The following is a 16,965-nucleotide window of genomic DNA, read 5'->3' as shown; positions in this document are numbered from 1 at the left end:
CCTTCGTGGGCCTTTTTGCTAAAAAGTAACTTTTGGTTATGACATAAGATTTGACTGCCACCCTTTCGGAGAGGCAATTCCCTATTTGCTGCGGTACACCGTTTGTTGATCGTTCCTCATTTTTTCCTCAAAGACATTTTCAACCACAAGCGTTCTCAGAGCCGACCTTGCGGTGCAGTCTGAAAGTGTAGGTTCTATGGTACATGTTATTTTTAAGAACCATATGTAGGCTTGTTGTTGCGATAAAATAATATCAATAAAATTCAATTACTTGTGGTGTAAAAGTTTATTTGTAGCGTTTAAATAACATCGATATATAACTTTAAAATCACTTGTTACTTATATCAACCTTGCCTTGTTAGCTTACCGTTCCACATGGTTGAATTATTCAATATGCGTGGAGATGGTGGTTCAATGAACTAACATTAGTTAGTTTTGTGTACCAATGGCAATTTAATGATAGGTAGCAAACGAATGCGTTAATAATTGATTTAGGGGGGCTGGGGGAAGTAAAGAGTAGAAAAACTGCACCATGCTAAAGTGCAGCTTTTGTCTTAGGAAGTTAAATATTAGTCATTTTTTAACTTATCAGCGATGAATGCTTCAATCTCTTTTATCAGGTCATTACTCATTCGGTTAAATTCGAATTTTACTTTTCGGCCAGATGCACTTTTACTGATTCGAGCATACTTGTCTTTATTTTCGAATGTCACCAGTTCGCGAGTCTCCCAGCCTTTCTTGGGACGATTCTCATCGAGCTGCTCCACTGCCTTGATAATTGATTTGAGAACCTTTTTCTGCGTATCTGCAATATCATCAGTCGGTAAATCATTAGTCTCAGATTTTACCTGCTCAACGACATCATCCAGAGAAAATAAGTTTCTCTCCACATATTTCTGGAAGCGCGCAAGCTGGTTATAGAACGCATTAGGGATGGCCTCATAGTCAGGGAACAGCGTTATCAACGAATCAGAAATCTGTGCTGCCTGAATTCGCTTAGACACAGAGACATGGCTGGTCCCGAGGTAATTAGCCAGTTCTTCATTTTTAGTGAAATTCATCTCTTTCATCTTTTGAATGTACTGGAAACCAATCTCGCGATACGAGAAGCGCCGTGAGGTTTGGGCAGCAGAAATGATCGATTGGATATCTTCGGGCGTTAGTTCATCCGGCAAGACCCAAAGTGGCAAATCCTTACTGGCCTTGATACAGCAAAAGCGCCTGCGGCTACCCTCAATCAACAAATATTTACCAGCTCGCTTAACTGCCACACCCTCTGTATCAATCCCACGAGCTTCAATTTGAAGGAGGATATCTCTAACAGCATTAACGCTCAGTGCTTCCTGGTTACGAGGGTTCATTGGGTGAACAGCGGTTTGAGTCTGAACATCTGCTGCCGGGATAGTGATATGTTCCGCTTCCACTTTCCGATTGTTATGCAGGGTGAAAAGTTTCTTCACTCGAGTGGCAGTCTTCAGATTAGCTAAACCGGACTGGTGTACAACACCAGTCCGTTTCGGGTTGCTCAGATAGAGAGACTTATCATTACCAATTTCTTGTCCGTCACTCATTTCTCAACTCCTTCCTTAACTGAAAAGCTTTTAATTTCGTTAATAAATTGCTGATAGACAGCCATAACAGATTGCTCTGCGATATCCAGTTGTTTAGGTGCGCAAAGCTCTTCAGACTTCTTGATATCTAAAACAGTACGCCCTTTTGAGGCAGCAGCTTTGAATGCTTCGGAGTTTTTAATATTTGTCGTTAAGAACAAATCTTGTACGGTCCGAACAAGTTTATCCAGAACTATCCGTTCGTACGGACTTTTGTCATCAACGTTAACGGCCAGCACTTTGAACCATTTAATGTTCTCCCCTTTGTTTGGGGATTGCTTGAAACGTTCGCTCAGGGTAATCATAAAGTCGGTTGTCGACGCATAATCATATTCACGAGGGGAAACAGCAACGAGAATGCCGTCAGCACCCTCATCTGCTGCCCAGATTAGTGGGGAATCTTCTGGTGGCGTGTCGATAATGATGAGGTCATATTTCGTCTTCAGAACTGGCAGAATTACATTACGGAAGCGAAGCAGAAGTTCCGTTCGGTCTTCTTTAGCCATTTGCCAGTATCTATCCTTAAATCGAGCGTCAGTAGGAAATGCTGTTATGACATCCAGATTAGGAAGGTGGGTAGAAAAAGGCATGTTATTGATAATTTCTGCCTCGGTGAAACCGAGGTCCAGATACTTTTTGTAATCGGAGTTATCTTCATAGATCCCCAAAATGGCATCCACAGCTGTGAGGAATACATCATCCTCTTGGACACTGCGGATCATACTGCTACCTATCGAACCCTGTGGGTCCCACTCTATAACTAATACCTTTGCATTAAGGTTTAGGTCTAACGCAGCCGCTGTAGCAATAGAGATTGATGTCGTGCTTTTTCCCGTGCCACCTTTATAGTTCTGCGTGATGATAACGCGACTATGATAGCTGTCTCGGTAAGCCGGATAACCGAGGTGGTCCATAATGTTTTGGACATCAAAGCGTGTATATAGATGGTTTTTGTTTTGGAAAATAGGCGCACCGATAACCTTGGCCTCTTCCATATCAGCAATCATTTTGCCAAACGTATTACGCGATTTTCTAAAAAAGTCAGCAAGGCTTTTTTTGTTGAGGCAGTGGTTATAAATAAGACGGTCTACACCATCAATAGTGTCATCAGAAACAGAAATTCTTGAAGACAATGCCAGCGACTCTTTAAGCGAGATCTGCTCGCTCTTCATGCGTTGACCGACTAGAGCTATTTTTTCTAATAAATTCATTCTATAACCACTCTGTTAATCATTGAAATATCAATTGAGCGTATAAGTGTGCAATCTACCAATGATGCGCTCAATTCACGGTTTATACGTTCAATTCTATCTGTAAGTGTCAATTATTGCCAATCCCAGTTCATTTTTTGAGACGTTTTCGTCATTATCATTAGAGTTTCAGACAAAAGTTTCGATAATTTTCATATCTGTCGACCAATTGGTGAGTAATCAAAGGTCGTTAACATGGCGTCGTTGGCTATTTAGGAAACCTGGTGCTGGCGATTAAGGGGGTTAAACGGCAAAGCCTATACCCTGGTGCTGACGATTAAGGGGGTTAAACGGCTAAGCCTATACACAGGTGCTGGCGATTAAGGGGGTAAACGGCGAAACCTATACTCAGGTGCTGGCGATTAAGAGGGTTAAACGGTAAAGCCTATACCCTGGTGCTGGCGATTAAGGGGGTTAAACGGCAAAGCCTATACCCTGGTGCTGGCGATTAAGGGGGTTAAACGGCGAAATCTATACTCAGGTTCTGGCGATTAAGGGGGTTAAACGGTAAAGCCAATACCCTGGTGCTGACGATTAAGGGGGTTAAACGGCAAAGCCTATACCCTGGTGCTGGCGATTAAGGGGGTTAAACGGCAAAGCTTATACCCAGGTGCTGGTGATTAAGGGGGTTAAACGACGAAGCGTATATTCAGGTGCTGGCGATTAAGGGGGTTAAACGGCGAAGCGTATATTCAGGTGCTGGCGATTAAGGGGGTTAAACGAGATTGCTCATCACGTTAATACCTCAGATATATAAGAAGTCGTATGAAGAATCAGGCATCCCTTCCCTGCCTGGTTTAGAACAAAAGGGAGGGAAGGGGTTAGCGTAGTCTTCAGTGAGAAACCTTTGCTGGTTCCGACATAAATGGTCTCATGTCAATAAAGACTGAAGAAGAGTTGGAATCGTTCTTAACGTTGAGTGGTGCCTTACCAGGTAAAGACATTGTCGCTACATCAGGTCCACTAATCGCATAGCCGTTTTCGGCTGACGGCATAACAGTGAATATCTTAATGGCAACATTTTCATGCCGATAGTAAGAGAGGCCGAATGTTGAGCCTGCTTCTGTATTGTTAACCTCTACCGAAACAGGAGTCGTGCCAATCAATTCATTCGTCATGATGTTCTTTACAGTTGCACCTTCAGGTACAGTTAAAATCTTATATTGATATGCTTGCGCCCATCCGCAGAAGAAAATCATTACTAAGAAGATATTTTTCATTGCAGTTCCGTCCTTTTGAAATTCAGAAACAGTTGATAACTAATGTGGCCCTGGCCTTTCGTATTTTTTGCCGGTGAGTAATAGTCGACGCTAAAGTAAGTCGGCAGGTACTCTGTACTGGTCTGTTTGGAGGAGACAGATTCGAAAGGCATTGTAATAAGCTTCATTTGGTCTTCGTTTGAAAAACACAGGCCAAGTAATCCAAGAGTCGGCATTTTGAAAGTAGAAACATTTTCAGGTGCGACCGCAGTCTTTCCTCGTGAGACATAAGAACATCGGCTTCCGGCCAGATTTAAATTTTTAAATTGTATGAATTCTTTTGTTCCATTTTGAACAATTAGCCAAAGGTCTGTGCCTGAGCTTTCTATTGAAAAAGTAACTTTGTCAGTAGGATTGGCCTGAGTACGACTTAACAACACGACATCAAACCCAACGCCAGGTACTGAGGAAATCTTTGAATCAATGGAAGCACATCCGCTAAGTAAAGTGAGAAGTGGAAGGGATAACAGCCATTTCATTTGCTTGTCCTTAATTTTGTTTTCTGCATAGTCACAAACTTAAGGGCTTCTCCTTTCGCAACTGTTGCGTTCTTCGTCCAATAACCAGTCCCGCCAATAAACCTGTTTCTCTTTGGAATGAATACGAACTCCGAAAACTCCACATTGTGAGTTTTGGGTTTCGTAGCGATTGTGTAGGCCTGGTTACTGCTGAGCTGACGATTTTTTTCCGTAACTGTAATTAATTTTGAATCATCAGTAACGACAGGGATTTTGAGCGACTCAATGCCTAACTGAGAATCGGTCAATTCATTCTTTTCATCACTAACAGATACCAGTGAGAATTTGTCAGATTTATCCGGACCAAAAAGGGAAACGACACTTTTAGATTTACCATTGATTGAAACAATGGCCTGGATAGGTGTTTCAACGTAATCATTGATCAAGCTGAGAGTGAGTGAAGTATTAGGTTCTAACCATATGACTTCTTTACCAGCATCATCTGCACTTACGGTTAACGGGTGACCCAGAGAAATCTTGTTTTTGGCAAGAACCTTGTACTCGATGTAAGGTATGACGAGATATGCCGATTTAGTTTGAGATTGGTTTGTAATTTCAAAATAATTGCGCTTAGACGCACTAGTAATCAATATGGGACGCTTCATTCCGTTTACCAGTAGTTCACTACCGGAATAGCTAATCTTTATGTTTTGGACGGATTCATTTTCTGGTGCTGGGATATCAGAATCTGAACTGGCCGAAGAACAAACCGCTAAAAGCATTGAGCTGAGGAAGACTGCTACTAATTTTTTGTTTGTACTCATGGTTCGGTTCCTCCAATAAAATTGTCGTGTGAATGAATATCTAAATGGTTTGATTGAATGCTCAATACATCAGATTTATTTAAACAGACCTGATGGACTAAGAAACTTGGGTTAGAGCCATTGATAAATTCGAGCATAGAGATAGGACATCTACGTCTAACCACTTTGGATAACTCTCGATCTGGTCCAATGTGGATAGTGTTGCCGAGTAGAACCGGCATGCCATTAAGCGGGAGACCATGTGCCGCTCGGATGCTACTAACAGAATTCCTCCCAAGTACTAGAAAATTGACGCCTTTGATATGAGTAGGGGTTAATGCATGCTCCTTGCCAAACATAATCTGCCCGATATAACTACTCACTGTTGAAGACTTGAATCCATGCAGGGCCTTTAAAGTGTCCGGGAAACTATCTCTGATAGGTGCGTAATCGGATGAGCAGATCCCAATACGAATTCCTCCCTGAAGCTCGACTGAGTAAATCAGAGGGAGCTGCTCCGTCATTAATGCTCGTATTTGATCTTCAAGATGATAACGGTTGATATCTTTGTGCCAGGAGCCACCATTGGCACTCCATTTTTCTAATTCAGAAGTCCCGGGATAGAACTGGCGGTATTCAGGATCGAGTGGAAGTAATTTTTTTAAATTGTATTCCCCGAATCCGGTGACTGAATAAAATGAAACCTTCCTGCCTTCGAACCTCTTTGTATTAATTGCTCTTAACAGCTGATATCCCTCAGGGCCATTATCAAACAAGTTGCCTGCACCGATGATTACAACATCATCATCAAAATCAGTGACCGAGTGAATGAGATGACACAGGAACGAATAATTCCCGCATACATCAGAAATAAAAAAAATACGTCCACTGTAGTTGGTCAGATCTAATATCTGAGCATCATTTGCAGCCATGTAAACCCCTAGTAGTTGAGGTCCAATAATAACTTACGGATTCATGTTATTCGGTTGGTTAGGAGCGAAATTCGGCATGTTAAGCATCGTGAAATTCTGAACACTACTTTGCTAAAGTTGGGAGTGCTTATTACATGGTGTTAGTTGAGCGAACCAAATGGCAGAGACTTGCAGAACCATATGTTAGTTTAAGGAACCAAATGTGCTGTGTGAATTGGTTGTGTTAGTTTACGGGTACAGGGTTTGTAGTTTTGTGGGTTATAACTTAGGACGGATTCTGTAATTTCATGTATTTAAACAATATTTAGTTGTTAAATCTGTTGTGTATTACTAACAGGTAACCTATCATCAATCTCAATATAGCGGTGATCTTAATAACCAATTCCGAGGATGAGAGATATGTCAGAAGTACAAAACAAACAGCTGGAAGAAGTCCAAACTGGTGTGGATGGGAGTAACGTGCTGAAAATTGTTATTGATGATGGTAGCAAAGCCGCAAAAGTAGTTTTCTTGGATGAGCGTGGCGAGCTGAAGACTCATCTTTCGGCTAATTCATTCGTTCCAAACTTCCGAGTAGCCCATACAGGCACCAATCCATACAACTACTTTGTTGACGAATATGAACGTTATTCTCATCACAAAGAAGCGACTGAAGCCTTGGAAACAACAGATGTGGCACATCAGTATGATGAAATCAGCCGACTGAATGTCCATCACGCGCTTCACTCATCAGGTATTGAACCTCAAGCTGTACACCTTCATGTAACACTGCCGTTAAGCCAGTTCTATAATTCAATGGGTGAGCTAAATACTGAAAATATCCAGCGTAAAAAAGACAACTTATTGAAACCTGTAGGTCGCCATGTAAATGGTCAAACAGTATCTTTTAATGTTGCAGGAATTTCCGTATTCCCTGAATCATTACCTGCGGTTTCCCAGGCTTCGGAACTATCTACTATTGAATCATACGAAGTTAGCCTGGTATTGGATCTTGGTGGTACGACACTAGATGCCGCAAGTATCAGTGGTCAGCTGGAACAAATCTCAAAAGTTAAGGGTTTTGACCGAATTGGTTGTTCTGTCGTTTATGATGAAATTAGACGTTACCTCCAGTCCGTTAACGTCAACGATAGTGATGCATATATTGATCATCTAATCGGAAATCGTAGTGATGCTAATGCATTAAAAATTACGGATAGTCTGCGGACTGAAACATTCGAAGCTGTGAATGCTGCGGTTAAGAAATTGCAGGATATGGTCGTTAAAGCAGTAAAGCAGATTGAAGAACGTCCACATTACATCTTTATTGTGGGGGGCGGTTCATTCTTGATTGCTGATGCAATTGAAGAGAACTATCCAAATGCGAAGGTAGTGGTGGTTAATAATCCACAGCTTGCACTTGCTACTTCAATCGCTGAATCAGTGCTTTTTAACTAGTAGCGGATAATTCATGTCAAAAGACACCAACAGCGAAACTGGTGGCCTCAGAACCCAGGTTCATGCATTTTGGATTACAGAGAAGCAAAGTAAATTTGCGCATGACACAATGGTGGCCCTTAACGGGGCTCACCGTGGGGAGAAAACCCAATTAATACGAGATGCATTAATCGCGGGATTGATTATTAACTCGCTTAACCCAAGATTAATGCACATGATTAATGCCCATGCAGACCAACTGACCTTAAGTCAATTAAGAGATTTCATCACTGGGCTAAGCGGGCCGGGTAATGCGTATGATCCGCATGCTTCACAAAATTCAGACCATCTGGTTAAAGAAATTGGAGCCCGGTTTGATAGTTCTGTAGAGAAGTTGATCCAAACACTCAAAGTGGAATTAGCGACTCATTCTGTTCCAATCTCAAAATCTGAAATTACAACTGATACTCTTTCAGAATCGTTGACAACTAAAACAGATAAACATTTATTAGAACCTACGGGAGGAGAGCATTCATCAGTGCCGCTGATGGAAAAAAAAGCTAATCTTGCAGTTTCAGATACAATAGACGCAACGAGTCCATCTGGTCTAACCAATAAAAACTTGCAGGAAATTCCAGCAACTACTAGTAAAAATCGTGGAAATCAGTCGGTAAAAAACAGAATCAAAACATTTGGTGCCTGACGCCTACTAAAAATGCCAGTTTACAAAACTGGCATTTTAATTTAAATGATAGCTAAATCATCAATGAAAACTTGAAAAATTAAGAGTAATCCTTAGTTATTAGTTAAGTAAGTTAATTGAATTTCATAGTAAAATGTCAGAGTATCCTTTGTACATTTCGGATTAACTGAGTAGAAAACCTATTGAAGCCAAGCAGTTATAAAACTCATACTTTAGTACCATACACAGTTGACGCAATTTTGCTTTAGAGTTGATAGATCTGGCTAAGATTAGTAATAAATCATAACCAGCTCTCCCTTGCTTGGTAGGTTTAAGACTTTTGTTTAATCACCTAACCGTTTGATTAAGCGAATAATATTATAATAAAGGTTATCCATATGTTGTCACGCAACTCCTTGATTCACGGTCTTCGTCGTAATGAGCTGATCGAGGTTTTAAATGCATCAGACTATCCAATAGTTCATAAAGACAACTCGTTCACCCCTGAAGAATTGAAATGGGCACGACCAGTGCTTTTTGATATTGATGAATTGCATATTTCTATAGCCCCACTTTCATCAGTTAAATACGATTGGGATATGGCTCCTGTTGATACAATACTGATAGAAGTTATTGTTCCGGCCCTTGATACTGATCTGGTCGAAGAAGAGGACAGTCTGCTCAGAGATTCTGGCGTTGGTTACATTCTCTATGAACCAGCTGGTGCATCTATACGCAGGACCGTTACTTTTGTTGGCGGAGTTACGCCGGACAATATGCTTTACCAGCTTCATTTAATGTTACTGAGTGCTCTGCACTTACTTCATGAGGATGTGGGGGATGATTCGTAAGTCATTGATAGTATGTGGTGTTGTATCTCTGGTTTTATTGTCGGCAGGTTCATTTTACTTTTTACGGTCGCAGGTGGTATCGCCTGACCTGACGAGTTTCACAGCAAATAAATTTAATACTGCATTGCCATTTAAATCATGTGAAAAAGATGGTGGGGCACTTAATATCCAAATAATTTCTGACAACGAACTCAGTTTTAATGGTGTTCCAGCAAAAGTAACTTTTCTAGCAGCTGCTGATGGTTTGAGTCAAAATCAGCCATGCACCGTACCGAAAGTTACGTCAGCCAGGAAAATTGAAACGGGTGTGTATAGTTTAATCATCGCTAAGAGTGAAAACGGTTACCTTATCGGAGATTTACAAAATAATCTCACTGGAGAATTACTTTCCGGAATTTGGATATATAACGAGAAATCATGATGAATGACCAGTTAGTGGTTAACGGAACGCGCTCACAAAACATAAAAGTCTTTGGGACTGCATGCGCTCTGGAACTGGTCATTAACCAGGAAGATACCAAAGCTTCTGACAATTCCGAGTATTCATCTCCGTCTGATAAGTTTTATTTAAATTTGTTTGTAGCCCCTTCCAGTAGTAGTGGGGGATATGAATGGACGACTGAGAACTGTGTCATTATGAAATTATCAATGACGGAAGTAATGTCATTAGCTTCAGTTTTCTTAAGAATAAAAAATACCTTCAAAATTGAGAATCGAAAAACAAGTCACCGCAGTCACAGCGTTTATAAAAATCTTAGCGTAGAACCCAATAATAAGGGTGGGTTACTTTTTAAACTCGGTATAGTCCCGATAGAAAAAAATACCATTGAAAAATTTCTTCATTACATTCCTGTCATGGAAATGGATTGTGTACGGGTCGGTTTGTTTCTCCTTGGCTTTGTATCGCTGAAAATGCCTTTGGTTAGTACCGAATCAATCATTACGGCCTTAAGACTAGCCGAATCTAAAGCCAAATAAATCCTGTTTAAACGCTGCTTTCCTGTCAGGGGGGCGGCTTTTTTGTACCCCTTTAGCAAGAATTTATCTCATCCTCGTAGGTTAAAGTATTCAGCATTCAGCGCTGAACTACAGGAATTCGTCATGAGAAAATCCGGGGTAAAGCTTGCTCTGTTATTTTCATTAATTACACCTCTGTCGAAAGTTCATGCAGAGGCAATAATGATATCAGGGAAGCTAGAAGCAGATATGCCAGAGGTGGCGTTTAACAAAGACCAACAGGACCTTGTGGCCTTTGTTAATACGAGCACGATAACAGCATCAGGGAAGGGCTCTGCCTGTAACATATCGGTTGATGACCGGGCCACCTCCACGGTTGGCAATCTTGTCTGCTTCTTCGAATGGCTACCTAATTCGTTTGGGTTTGCTGCCAACGGATTCACTACGAGCGGCATTCCGTCTCAGGTCGGTGAAATAAAACTCCCCTATAAGATCTCATACTATTCAGGAAGTGAAAGGCAAAAGGTAGAGGTGGTAACGGGCGAATATAAAGTCCAGGCTCTTGCACCGATAAAACCCGTTATAACAGGTATGAAATCCTCCATTAACGGCCAGGTGCTCGATGGCTTTTCTATTAATTCGTACATCAAGGACGAAGCCCTCAGGGACATTACTGTAACTGTCGAAGCAAGAAACTATCTTCAGTATATCTCTGTCGGGAACGGGTCATCCTGTGAAGTGCCTGTTGGTGCTGACAACTGCACGATCACTGTGGGTAGCGTAAAAATAAGTGATAACGATGAGCCACGCGGTGTTCGGGCAATCACGGTAAATGCCAACTCGAAAAATAATTACTTTTCTCCTCCGGAAACTCATGATCTGACGTTGAACTGGGATTATCGACCGCCTGTTGTAGACCACACTCTTTGGAATTTCACCGAAGACTCCAAAGTAATCACTGTAGGAGGCCAGGACGTATTTACTGGTGCCAAAACTGTTGCCGTTGCTGTTAAGGCTCCGCAAGCTGGTTCTGAAGGTGAATGGTGGCTACCTACAGAAATGACCCTTACATTGACGCCGGATGGCGTATTCAAGCCCGTTACGAAAGTTACTTTAGATGACGGAACGGTGATCGACTTTAAACAGTCATGGGCAACGCCGACTAAAAGGACCCTGCGCCCCGTTTCAGGCCCTCAGTTAGTTGGTAGCGATTATTTGTATATCTTTGATATTACCGATCTCGTTAATGGCTCCTACAGTGCCCAGTTTACGCTAGAGAACAAAAGCCTAAACAGTTCAGTTTACGATGAGCCAGAATCAAAATTAATGTTGTCCGATAATCCGACTTTGATGGTGATTAAAGACGGGCTGGTGCTTGGCAAACGTGAACCGGTGTATTTCCTCAACGAAGTCATAGTCGCAGCTTTCCAGGGGCAGGCTGGTGTTGCAGATATCAAATCTGTGACCATAGACAATAAGGTTGTCACCCTAAAACCAACAAACATTAAAGGCATTTACTATTTACCTGAAGGTGATGACCTCAAACTCAATGCAGATCATGACATCACTGTGGTGGCGGAAAATATTTACGGAAAAGCCGTCAGCTACTCCACGTCATTCCTTTACCAACCTACCGGATTCACCCTAAAAACTCTTGAGAAGGGGTTAACTCTCTACTCCCGAGTTCGCCAGTATACGGACCTGCTTACACAAACAGACGGGCAAAAATGTAACCTGTTTACGACTGAGCAAAATGCTAAGGACTACCTTGAATGGACCGGGATTAACTCAAATGTTATCGCCTGTTATCCGCAATGGAATAACGTCCCCTCTGGATTGGAATTCTACTTTAAAGGCCGAGTTCCGGGGTTGAGTGGGTTCTTCAACATTTCAGGGGAAAACCTTCTGGACTATGAAGTTCACATGATCAACGGCAAAGGCTCGCATGCAGTTTCGGCCAGGAACCGGTTTAATCTGTTAACACAGTTACCTTATAACCCTGTTATTACTTATAAAAAGAGTAAAACCATTGCAGGTATCAACAGTAACACTGCCCTGGTTTATACAACAGGTGGAGAGGCTGCTCGCATTCTCGCCAAAGTAGTGCCTGCTGACATTACTATTTCTGTTGCCCAGAATGGTAGTGATGCAGTGAAAACTACCTATAAAAATCGATCCTCTAACAATGACCAGACCACTTTTGTTCAGAGGATTAAAATGCCAGCTTCAGCGCTTTGGACTAAGAACACGCTGAATATAGAAGCCAACTATACAAAGGACCCATCGATAACGACCCTGGACACTTTGAACGTCTATACCGTGCCAGACTTCAACATCAAAGCCACCATGAAAGTTGATGAGAAGAAAACGGCAACTGGACTTGAAATGCCTTTGGTTGTGAGTGTCGGCCGGTACAGCAACGACATTCGAGCAAGCAGATTCGACCGCAAAATCATGGGTGATTGGGACGTAACGGTATACTCCCAGAAAAGTATTTATGGGATTGATCCAGTATCAGGCCGCTACAAGACCACCTATGAACGCAAAGCCCTAACTAAAGCGCTGCCTGTCGATGATGCTGGTCAGGTATCAACGAACATCGATATTGAAGGCATGGATTTAGGTAACACACGTCTAGTGGCCGTGGCACAGGTCCGTTCACCATTCGATGATTTTGTTATGAAGAGAGAGAGTGGCACCGTCAGTATCAGGGTCTACAAAGGTGAAGCACTTGAAGGTGGTCTGTCTAAGAGTCAGATCATCGGCCGAATTCCGTTAAGCACCATTGTCTCGTTTAAAACCAAAAGCACAGCTGACTCAGATGCATTAGCGCCAACACAATGGCAAACATCAGCTGATAATGGTCAAACCTGGACAACGCTCAGTGAAATGGAAGGTAAACGTAGTGTCACCATTAAAAAGACCGAGGTGGGTAAATGGCTGTATCGGGCTAAGCTGACGAATAAGTTCTCAAAAATTGAGTCCCTGACGGATGTGCTAACCGTAGTGACGTATAAGGAACCTAAGATCAGTATTAAAGTTACACCAACGCTGGAAGGGAATGATATTCCAGTGACTCTTGTTGATAACGAAGAAGCCATTCCTGATGGAACCGCTCAGATCATGTGGTCAGAAGATAATGAGAACTGGACAGAGGGCAGTTCCACCTACACCATCCAGGGCTCGGGGACCATCCCGTCAGTGATTTATGCCCGAATGCGCTACAACGATGCTGACGAGCTGGCCGAAGCAGACTCCTGGAAAGATGCTTCCTCAAGAGTGAGTGTGACTACACCGAAACGGATATCGGTAAGAGTGACTGGTAACGAGAAAGTTGAAGTCGGCCAAAAAGTAACTTTAGAGGGTGTATACGTTAACCCTAATGAGAAATTCGGCAGCGGTACGGCTGTGGTAGAGGAATGGAAAACACCGGACGGCCAGGTAATATCTGGTAAAAAACTGACTATTACGCTGACTGAAGACATGCTTGATAAACAGGGCTATGCGGCATTTGAATATAGCGCCTGGATTTCGGGTAACAAGGAGAAAACCGTAGGGACCCGTAAGTCGTCGGTAAAATCGTGGGTATATAAATTCCCGGAAGTGAAAATGAATTCACGATTGAAGTATTCCATGGCGCCTTCAACTCTTACCGTTTCCTTGTCAGGCATTGATGATGATAGCTATCCCGGTGTGACGTACTCCCGTGAATGGATTTATGCAAAAGATTCGTTGGTGCTAACTAAGGACGAGGGAGACAAGAAGGAGTTTTCAATCCCAGACGCGGGTAAATTCACTTTGTCATTACTGTTTAAGGATAACAGGGGCAATGAACAGCGGATCGACAACACGGTAATCGTTGGTGAGCAAAATCCAATGGAAGTGGAAATGACGCCGAAGTTCTCAAACAAGTTTATGAGGGCTCCATTGGATGTCACGTTAAGGTCCAACATTAAGCTTTCTCATTCTGCCGACCGTGTAGATGAAGTGATCTACAAAGTTAACGGAACGCCAGTAGAGGTAGGGAAAAACTATTGGGCACAGCTTATTTCCGGCATGAAGGAAGGTAAATATCATGTGACCATCGATGTCGTCAGTCAGCTGGGACAAAGGGGCTCGGCCAGTCTGGATTTTGATGTAGTCAAGAATGCGCCGCCAGTCTGTTCGCTCAGCTATACAGAGACATCGCTCAGCTGGAACTTTACCAATAAATGTTCGGATATAGATGGAAAAATCTCACGCTATGAATGGTACATAAACGGAGAAATGAGAAGTGTATTTGGGAGTTCGGCAACCCTGTCGAAAAACCTGAATAAAGGGAAGCAGGATATTAAAGTTCTAGCATTTGATGACAGTGGCGACAGTGCTGCTCAGACATTAACTGTGATGGGACCGGCGGATACATCTTCCCAGTAAGTATGTAATTTAAAGCCTGCCTGTGAGGGCAGGTAGAATCAAAACCAGTCATTGAGCCGCAACTTTCATAGTTGCGGTTTTTTTTTGCTGTATGACCTAACCCTCGATAGGAATATCCACCCACATATTAGGGTGTTTCCTGGTTTCATTTTCCGGATGCATTAAATAACAGCCTTAAATAAAGCCAAAAAATTAGGGGGCTAACTGAAAATTTTGAGCATGCGTACAGGTGATAATAGTTTCAGTCAAGGAAATGGAAAAGGCTGAAGCATGAGTATCAAAGCGGTCGATAAATACATTCCAAAGGTTAGGGGGATGTTGAATTTAGATCTATATGGTCCGATAAATCTGGCCTTGATTGCTTTTTTTGCCTGGCTCGTATTTAGCCGTTTCTCCTTCGGTTATGGGTTGTTGAATGGATGTTTGCCAGCTGATTTTTACATGATCGACCATGCAAATACATTAGTGAGCAGGGGGTCTCTCATTGCATTCAATATGCCGAAAACCGTCAGGTTTATTAATGAAGGTGAGAAAATTATCAAAATTGTGGCCGGGGTCGGTGGGGATAAACTACGCATCACAATGGATGGCGTATACAACGGCACAAAGTTTTACGCGGCAAACGCCAGGCGTATCTCTCACAAGTACCAGGTTTCACCCAAATTGATTGAGAGAGAATTAGTAGTCCCTGATGGGGAGGTATTTCTCATCGGTCAAACAGACCACTCATGGGATTCAAGGTTTTGGGGAACAGTTAAATTAACTTCAGTGATAGGGACGACCTATGCCATTTTTTAAATCAAGAACGAAAAATAAAGTCACGTTAGCAATTCTTTCTTTATCACTTTCTGCGGGTGCAATCGCTACGAATGAGCAATATCAGCAAGATGCAGAAAGCATTGCACAGCAGTCCAGTGCGTTAAGCTCCAGAGGGCAATCTGTTACCGAAATGTCAGCGTTACAGCCAGCCGGTGAATTATCTTCGCCTGAAATCGAGAAGTACAAAGCACAGGCTGGAGCGCTCAAGAAACAAGATATCCTCGGGTCCTCTGTTAACCATGGTTATGTGCCTGGAATGGCCGCAGACAGCATTCAGTCAATAATCGACCATACAAAGAAGATCAGAGAAGAGCAGACAAGTAATGAGGCGTTGGAGGAAATAACCAAGAGAAGGGATGAGATCCAATCCAACACTCAGATAAATGATAATGCATTAGAAGCTGTACAGAATAAGCCTGAAGCCATGCGGGGCCAGTCGAAAAATATCGAAAAAATGTTCGGGAGTTCGGGCATCACAGCAGCAGACTTTGAAAGGAAAATTGATAGCAATCGGGAAAAGGAACTTTCTACAGAGTCAGGTATTACAATCTTTGCCTCTTTCAGCATGCCGGATTATGTGATGGAAGACCTTCTTAGAACCGCATCCGAACATAATGCCAGAGTAGTCTTTAACGGACTGAAAAAGGGGACCACTCGGCTGACTGAAACTCAGGCGGCAATCAATCAATTTCTCGTTAAAGCTAAACTTCAGGATGGTCCACTGATAACAATTGATCCTGATAGTTTTAGTCAAAATCAGATTAGCCAGGTCCCGACAGTTATATCACGTGAAAAAAACCGCTATGCCAAAATGGTGGGCACATTCAACCTGGATTATTTCAAACGTGAACTTGAGAAGAATCCAAATCAGGACCTATTCCCAATGGCCGGTAATAGTTATCCGGTCGAAGAGAAAAGTATTATTGTCGAGCTCGAAGAAAGGGCCGACAAATATGACTGGGACGGGGCCAAGAAAAGAGCGCTAGCTGACACCTGGAAAAATCAGTGGATGATAAACCTCCCGCCAGCAGCTGAGCACAAGGAGTGGTTGATTGATCCGACTGTTAAGGTGACTCAGGATGTAAAAGACAAACAGGGAAGAGTAATCGCTTATGCAGGTGAGTTAATTAACCCTCTTGGGCGATTCCCTCAAAATTTAACAATGCTTGTATTTGACCCGCTTCAGCCAGAACAAGTTGAATGGGCTGAGAAGCAATATAAATCCCGACTCGGTGCAGGCAAGGTCATGCCGATGTTCACTCGTCTTAACCAGGATAATGGTTGGGAGGATCTGAATGACCTGCGTGAAAAATTTAATGGAAAAGTATTTAAAGTTAATGAGCAGATCATTAGCCGCTTTCATATTAAAACCACTCCAGTACTCATTGAGAATGACAAGGATAAATTCCGTGTTGTTCAATTTAGTGAGGCTGAAGTGCGTGGTATTGGTTCAGTAAAAACTAATCAAGGGGAATGATATGAAATTCGGATTCATAATCGGTGCAATATTCG

At 42.4% G+C, this 16,965-nt stretch carries 14 protein-coding genes; 8 read left to right on the top strand and 6 right to left on the bottom strand.

Annotated elements, in window-relative coordinates:
• Nucleotides 1-569: 569 nt before the first annotated feature.
• From EDF88_RS22915 to EDF88_RS22890, 6 genes are all read right to left on the bottom strand, one after another.
• Nucleotides 570-1,571: a ParB family protein gene (locus tag EDF88_RS22915; protein WP_134187574.1), complete on the bottom strand. Its 1,002-nt coding sequence runs from the start codon at nt 1,569-1,571 to the stop codon at nt 570-572.
• Entirely contained in the window at nt 1,568-2,821 is a 1,254-nt protein-coding gene (locus tag EDF88_RS22910; RefSeq protein WP_134187572.1) for a ParA family protein, read from the bottom strand. The genes EDF88_RS22915 and EDF88_RS22910 overlap by 4 nt, the downstream gene beginning before the upstream one ends.
• An 872-nt stretch (nt 2,822-3,693) precedes the next feature.
• Complete coding sequence (locus tag EDF88_RS22905) at nt 3,694-4,080, bottom strand: hypothetical protein (protein WP_115632041.1); 387 nt, start codon at nt 4,078-4,080, stop codon at nt 3,694-3,696.
• Entirely contained in the window at nt 4,077-4,598 is a 522-nt protein-coding gene (locus EDF88_RS22900; protein WP_115632040.1) for a hypothetical protein, read from the bottom strand. The genes EDF88_RS22905 and EDF88_RS22900 overlap by 4 nt, the downstream gene beginning before the upstream one ends.
• Nucleotides 4,595-5,401 (bottom strand): hypothetical protein, encoded by an 807-nt coding sequence (locus EDF88_RS22895; protein ID WP_134187570.1) that lies wholly within the window; start codon nt 5,399-5,401, stop codon nt 4,595-4,597. Before EDF88_RS22895 ends, EDF88_RS22900 begins: the two co-directional genes overlap by 4 nt.
• Nucleotides 5,398-6,312: a hypothetical protein gene (locus EDF88_RS22890; RefSeq protein ID WP_115632038.1), complete on the bottom strand. Its 915-nt coding sequence runs from the start codon at nt 6,310-6,312 to the stop codon at nt 5,398-5,400. Before EDF88_RS22890 ends, EDF88_RS22895 begins: the two co-directional genes overlap by 4 nt.
• Nucleotides 6,313-6,711: 399 nt before the next feature.
• Between EDF88_RS22890 and parM the strand changes: the two genes are divergently transcribed.
• The 8 genes from parM to EDF88_RS22850 all read left to right on the top strand — a co-directional run bounded on the left by parM (nt 6,712) and on the right by EDF88_RS22850 (nt 16,930).
• Entirely contained in the window at nt 6,712-7,749 is a 1,038-nt protein-coding gene (gene parM, locus EDF88_RS22885) for a plasmid segregation protein ParM domain-containing protein (protein WP_115632037.1), read from the top strand.
• A 13-nt stretch (nt 7,750-7,762) separates the two neighbouring features.
• Nucleotides 7,763-8,431: a hypothetical protein gene (locus EDF88_RS22880; protein ID WP_134187567.1), complete on the top strand. Its 669-nt coding sequence runs from the start codon at nt 7,763-7,765 to the stop codon at nt 8,429-8,431.
• A gap of 377 nt (nt 8,432-8,808) precedes the next feature.
• Nucleotides 8,809-9,261 carry a transfer repressor gene (locus EDF88_RS22875; RefSeq protein ID WP_115632035.1) on the top strand — a complete coding sequence of 151 codons (453 nt, stop codon included), beginning with the start codon at nt 8,809-8,811 and terminating at the stop codon, nt 9,259-9,261.
• The gene (locus EDF88_RS22870) at nt 9,251-9,682 is read left to right on the top strand and encodes a hypothetical protein (protein ID WP_115632034.1); all 432 of its coding nucleotides are present in this window, start codon (nt 9,251-9,253) and stop codon (nt 9,680-9,682) included. Before EDF88_RS22875 ends, EDF88_RS22870 begins: the two co-directional genes overlap by 11 nt.
• Complete coding sequence (locus EDF88_RS22865; RefSeq protein ID WP_115632033.1) at nt 9,679-10,239, top strand: plasmid transfer protein; 561 nt, start codon at nt 9,679-9,681, stop codon at nt 10,237-10,239. Before EDF88_RS22870 ends, EDF88_RS22865 begins: the two co-directional genes overlap by 4 nt.
• A gap of 123 nt (nt 10,240-10,362) precedes the next feature.
• On the top strand, nt 10,363-14,634 hold the full coding sequence (locus tag EDF88_RS22860; RefSeq protein ID WP_134187565.1) for a hypothetical protein: 4,272 nt from the start codon (nt 10,363-10,365) through the stop codon (nt 14,632-14,634).
• A gap of 270 nt (nt 14,635-14,904) precedes the next feature.
• Nucleotides 14,905-15,432 (top strand): signal peptidase I, encoded by a 528-nt coding sequence (lepB, locus tag EDF88_RS22855; RefSeq protein ID WP_134187563.1) that lies wholly within the window; start codon nt 14,905-14,907, stop codon nt 15,430-15,432.
• Nucleotides 15,419-16,930, top strand: coding sequence for a TrbC family F-type conjugative pilus assembly protein (locus EDF88_RS22850; RefSeq protein ID WP_134187561.1), 1,512 nt, complete (start codon nt 15,419-15,421; stop codon nt 16,928-16,930). Before lepB ends, EDF88_RS22850 begins: the two co-directional genes overlap by 14 nt.
• Nucleotides 16,931-16,965 lie beyond the last annotated feature (35 nt).

The organism is Buttiauxella sp. BIGb0552, assembly GCF_004366275.1.
Lineage (GTDB): Bacteria > Pseudomonadota > Gammaproteobacteria > Enterobacterales > Enterobacteriaceae > Buttiauxella > Buttiauxella gaviniae.
The sequence above is the reverse complement of the archived record's forward strand: the minus strand, read 5'-3'. Positions and strand labels throughout refer to the sequence as shown.

Bases quoted from the DNA above. Each gene is read 5' to 3' on its own strand.
- EDF88_RS22915 (WP_134187574.1), bottom strand. From the start codon at position 1,571: ATGAGTGACGGACAAGAAATTGGTAATGATAAGTCTCTCTATCTGAGC.
- EDF88_RS22910 (WP_134187572.1), bottom strand. From the start codon at position 2,821: ATGAATTTATTAGAAAAAATAGCTCTAGTCGGTCAACGCATGAAGAGC.
- EDF88_RS22905 (WP_115632041.1), bottom strand. From the start codon at position 4,080: ATGAAAAATATCTTCTTAGTAATGATTTTCTTCTGCGGATGGGCGCAA.
- EDF88_RS22900 (WP_115632040.1), bottom strand. From the start codon at position 4,598: ATGAAATGGCTGTTATCCCTTCCACTTCTCACTTTACTTAGCGGATGT.
- EDF88_RS22895 (WP_134187570.1), bottom strand. From the start codon at position 5,401: ATGAGTACAAACAAAAAATTAGTAGCAGTCTTCCTCAGCTCAATGCTT.
- EDF88_RS22890 (WP_115632038.1), bottom strand. From the start codon at position 6,312: ATGGCTGCAAATGATGCTCAGATATTAGATCTGACCAACTACAGTGGA.
- parM (WP_115632037.1), top strand. From the start codon at position 6,712: ATGTCAGAAGTACAAAACAAACAGCTGGAAGAAGTCCAAACTGGTGTG.
- EDF88_RS22880 (WP_134187567.1), top strand. From the start codon at position 7,763: ATGTCAAAAGACACCAACAGCGAAACTGGTGGCCTCAGAACCCAGGTT.
- EDF88_RS22875 (WP_115632035.1), top strand. From the start codon at position 8,809: ATGTTGTCACGCAACTCCTTGATTCACGGTCTTCGTCGTAATGAGCTG.
- EDF88_RS22870 (WP_115632034.1), top strand. From the start codon at position 9,251: ATGATTCGTAAGTCATTGATAGTATGTGGTGTTGTATCTCTGGTTTTA.
- EDF88_RS22865 (WP_115632033.1), top strand. From the start codon at position 9,679: ATGATGAATGACCAGTTAGTGGTTAACGGAACGCGCTCACAAAACATA.
- EDF88_RS22860 (WP_134187565.1), top strand. From the start codon at position 10,363: ATGAGAAAATCCGGGGTAAAGCTTGCTCTGTTATTTTCATTAATTACA.
- lepB (WP_134187563.1), top strand. From the start codon at position 14,905: ATGAGTATCAAAGCGGTCGATAAATACATTCCAAAGGTTAGGGGGATG.
- EDF88_RS22850 (WP_134187561.1), top strand. From the start codon at position 15,419: ATGCCATTTTTTAAATCAAGAACGAAAAATAAAGTCACGTTAGCAATT.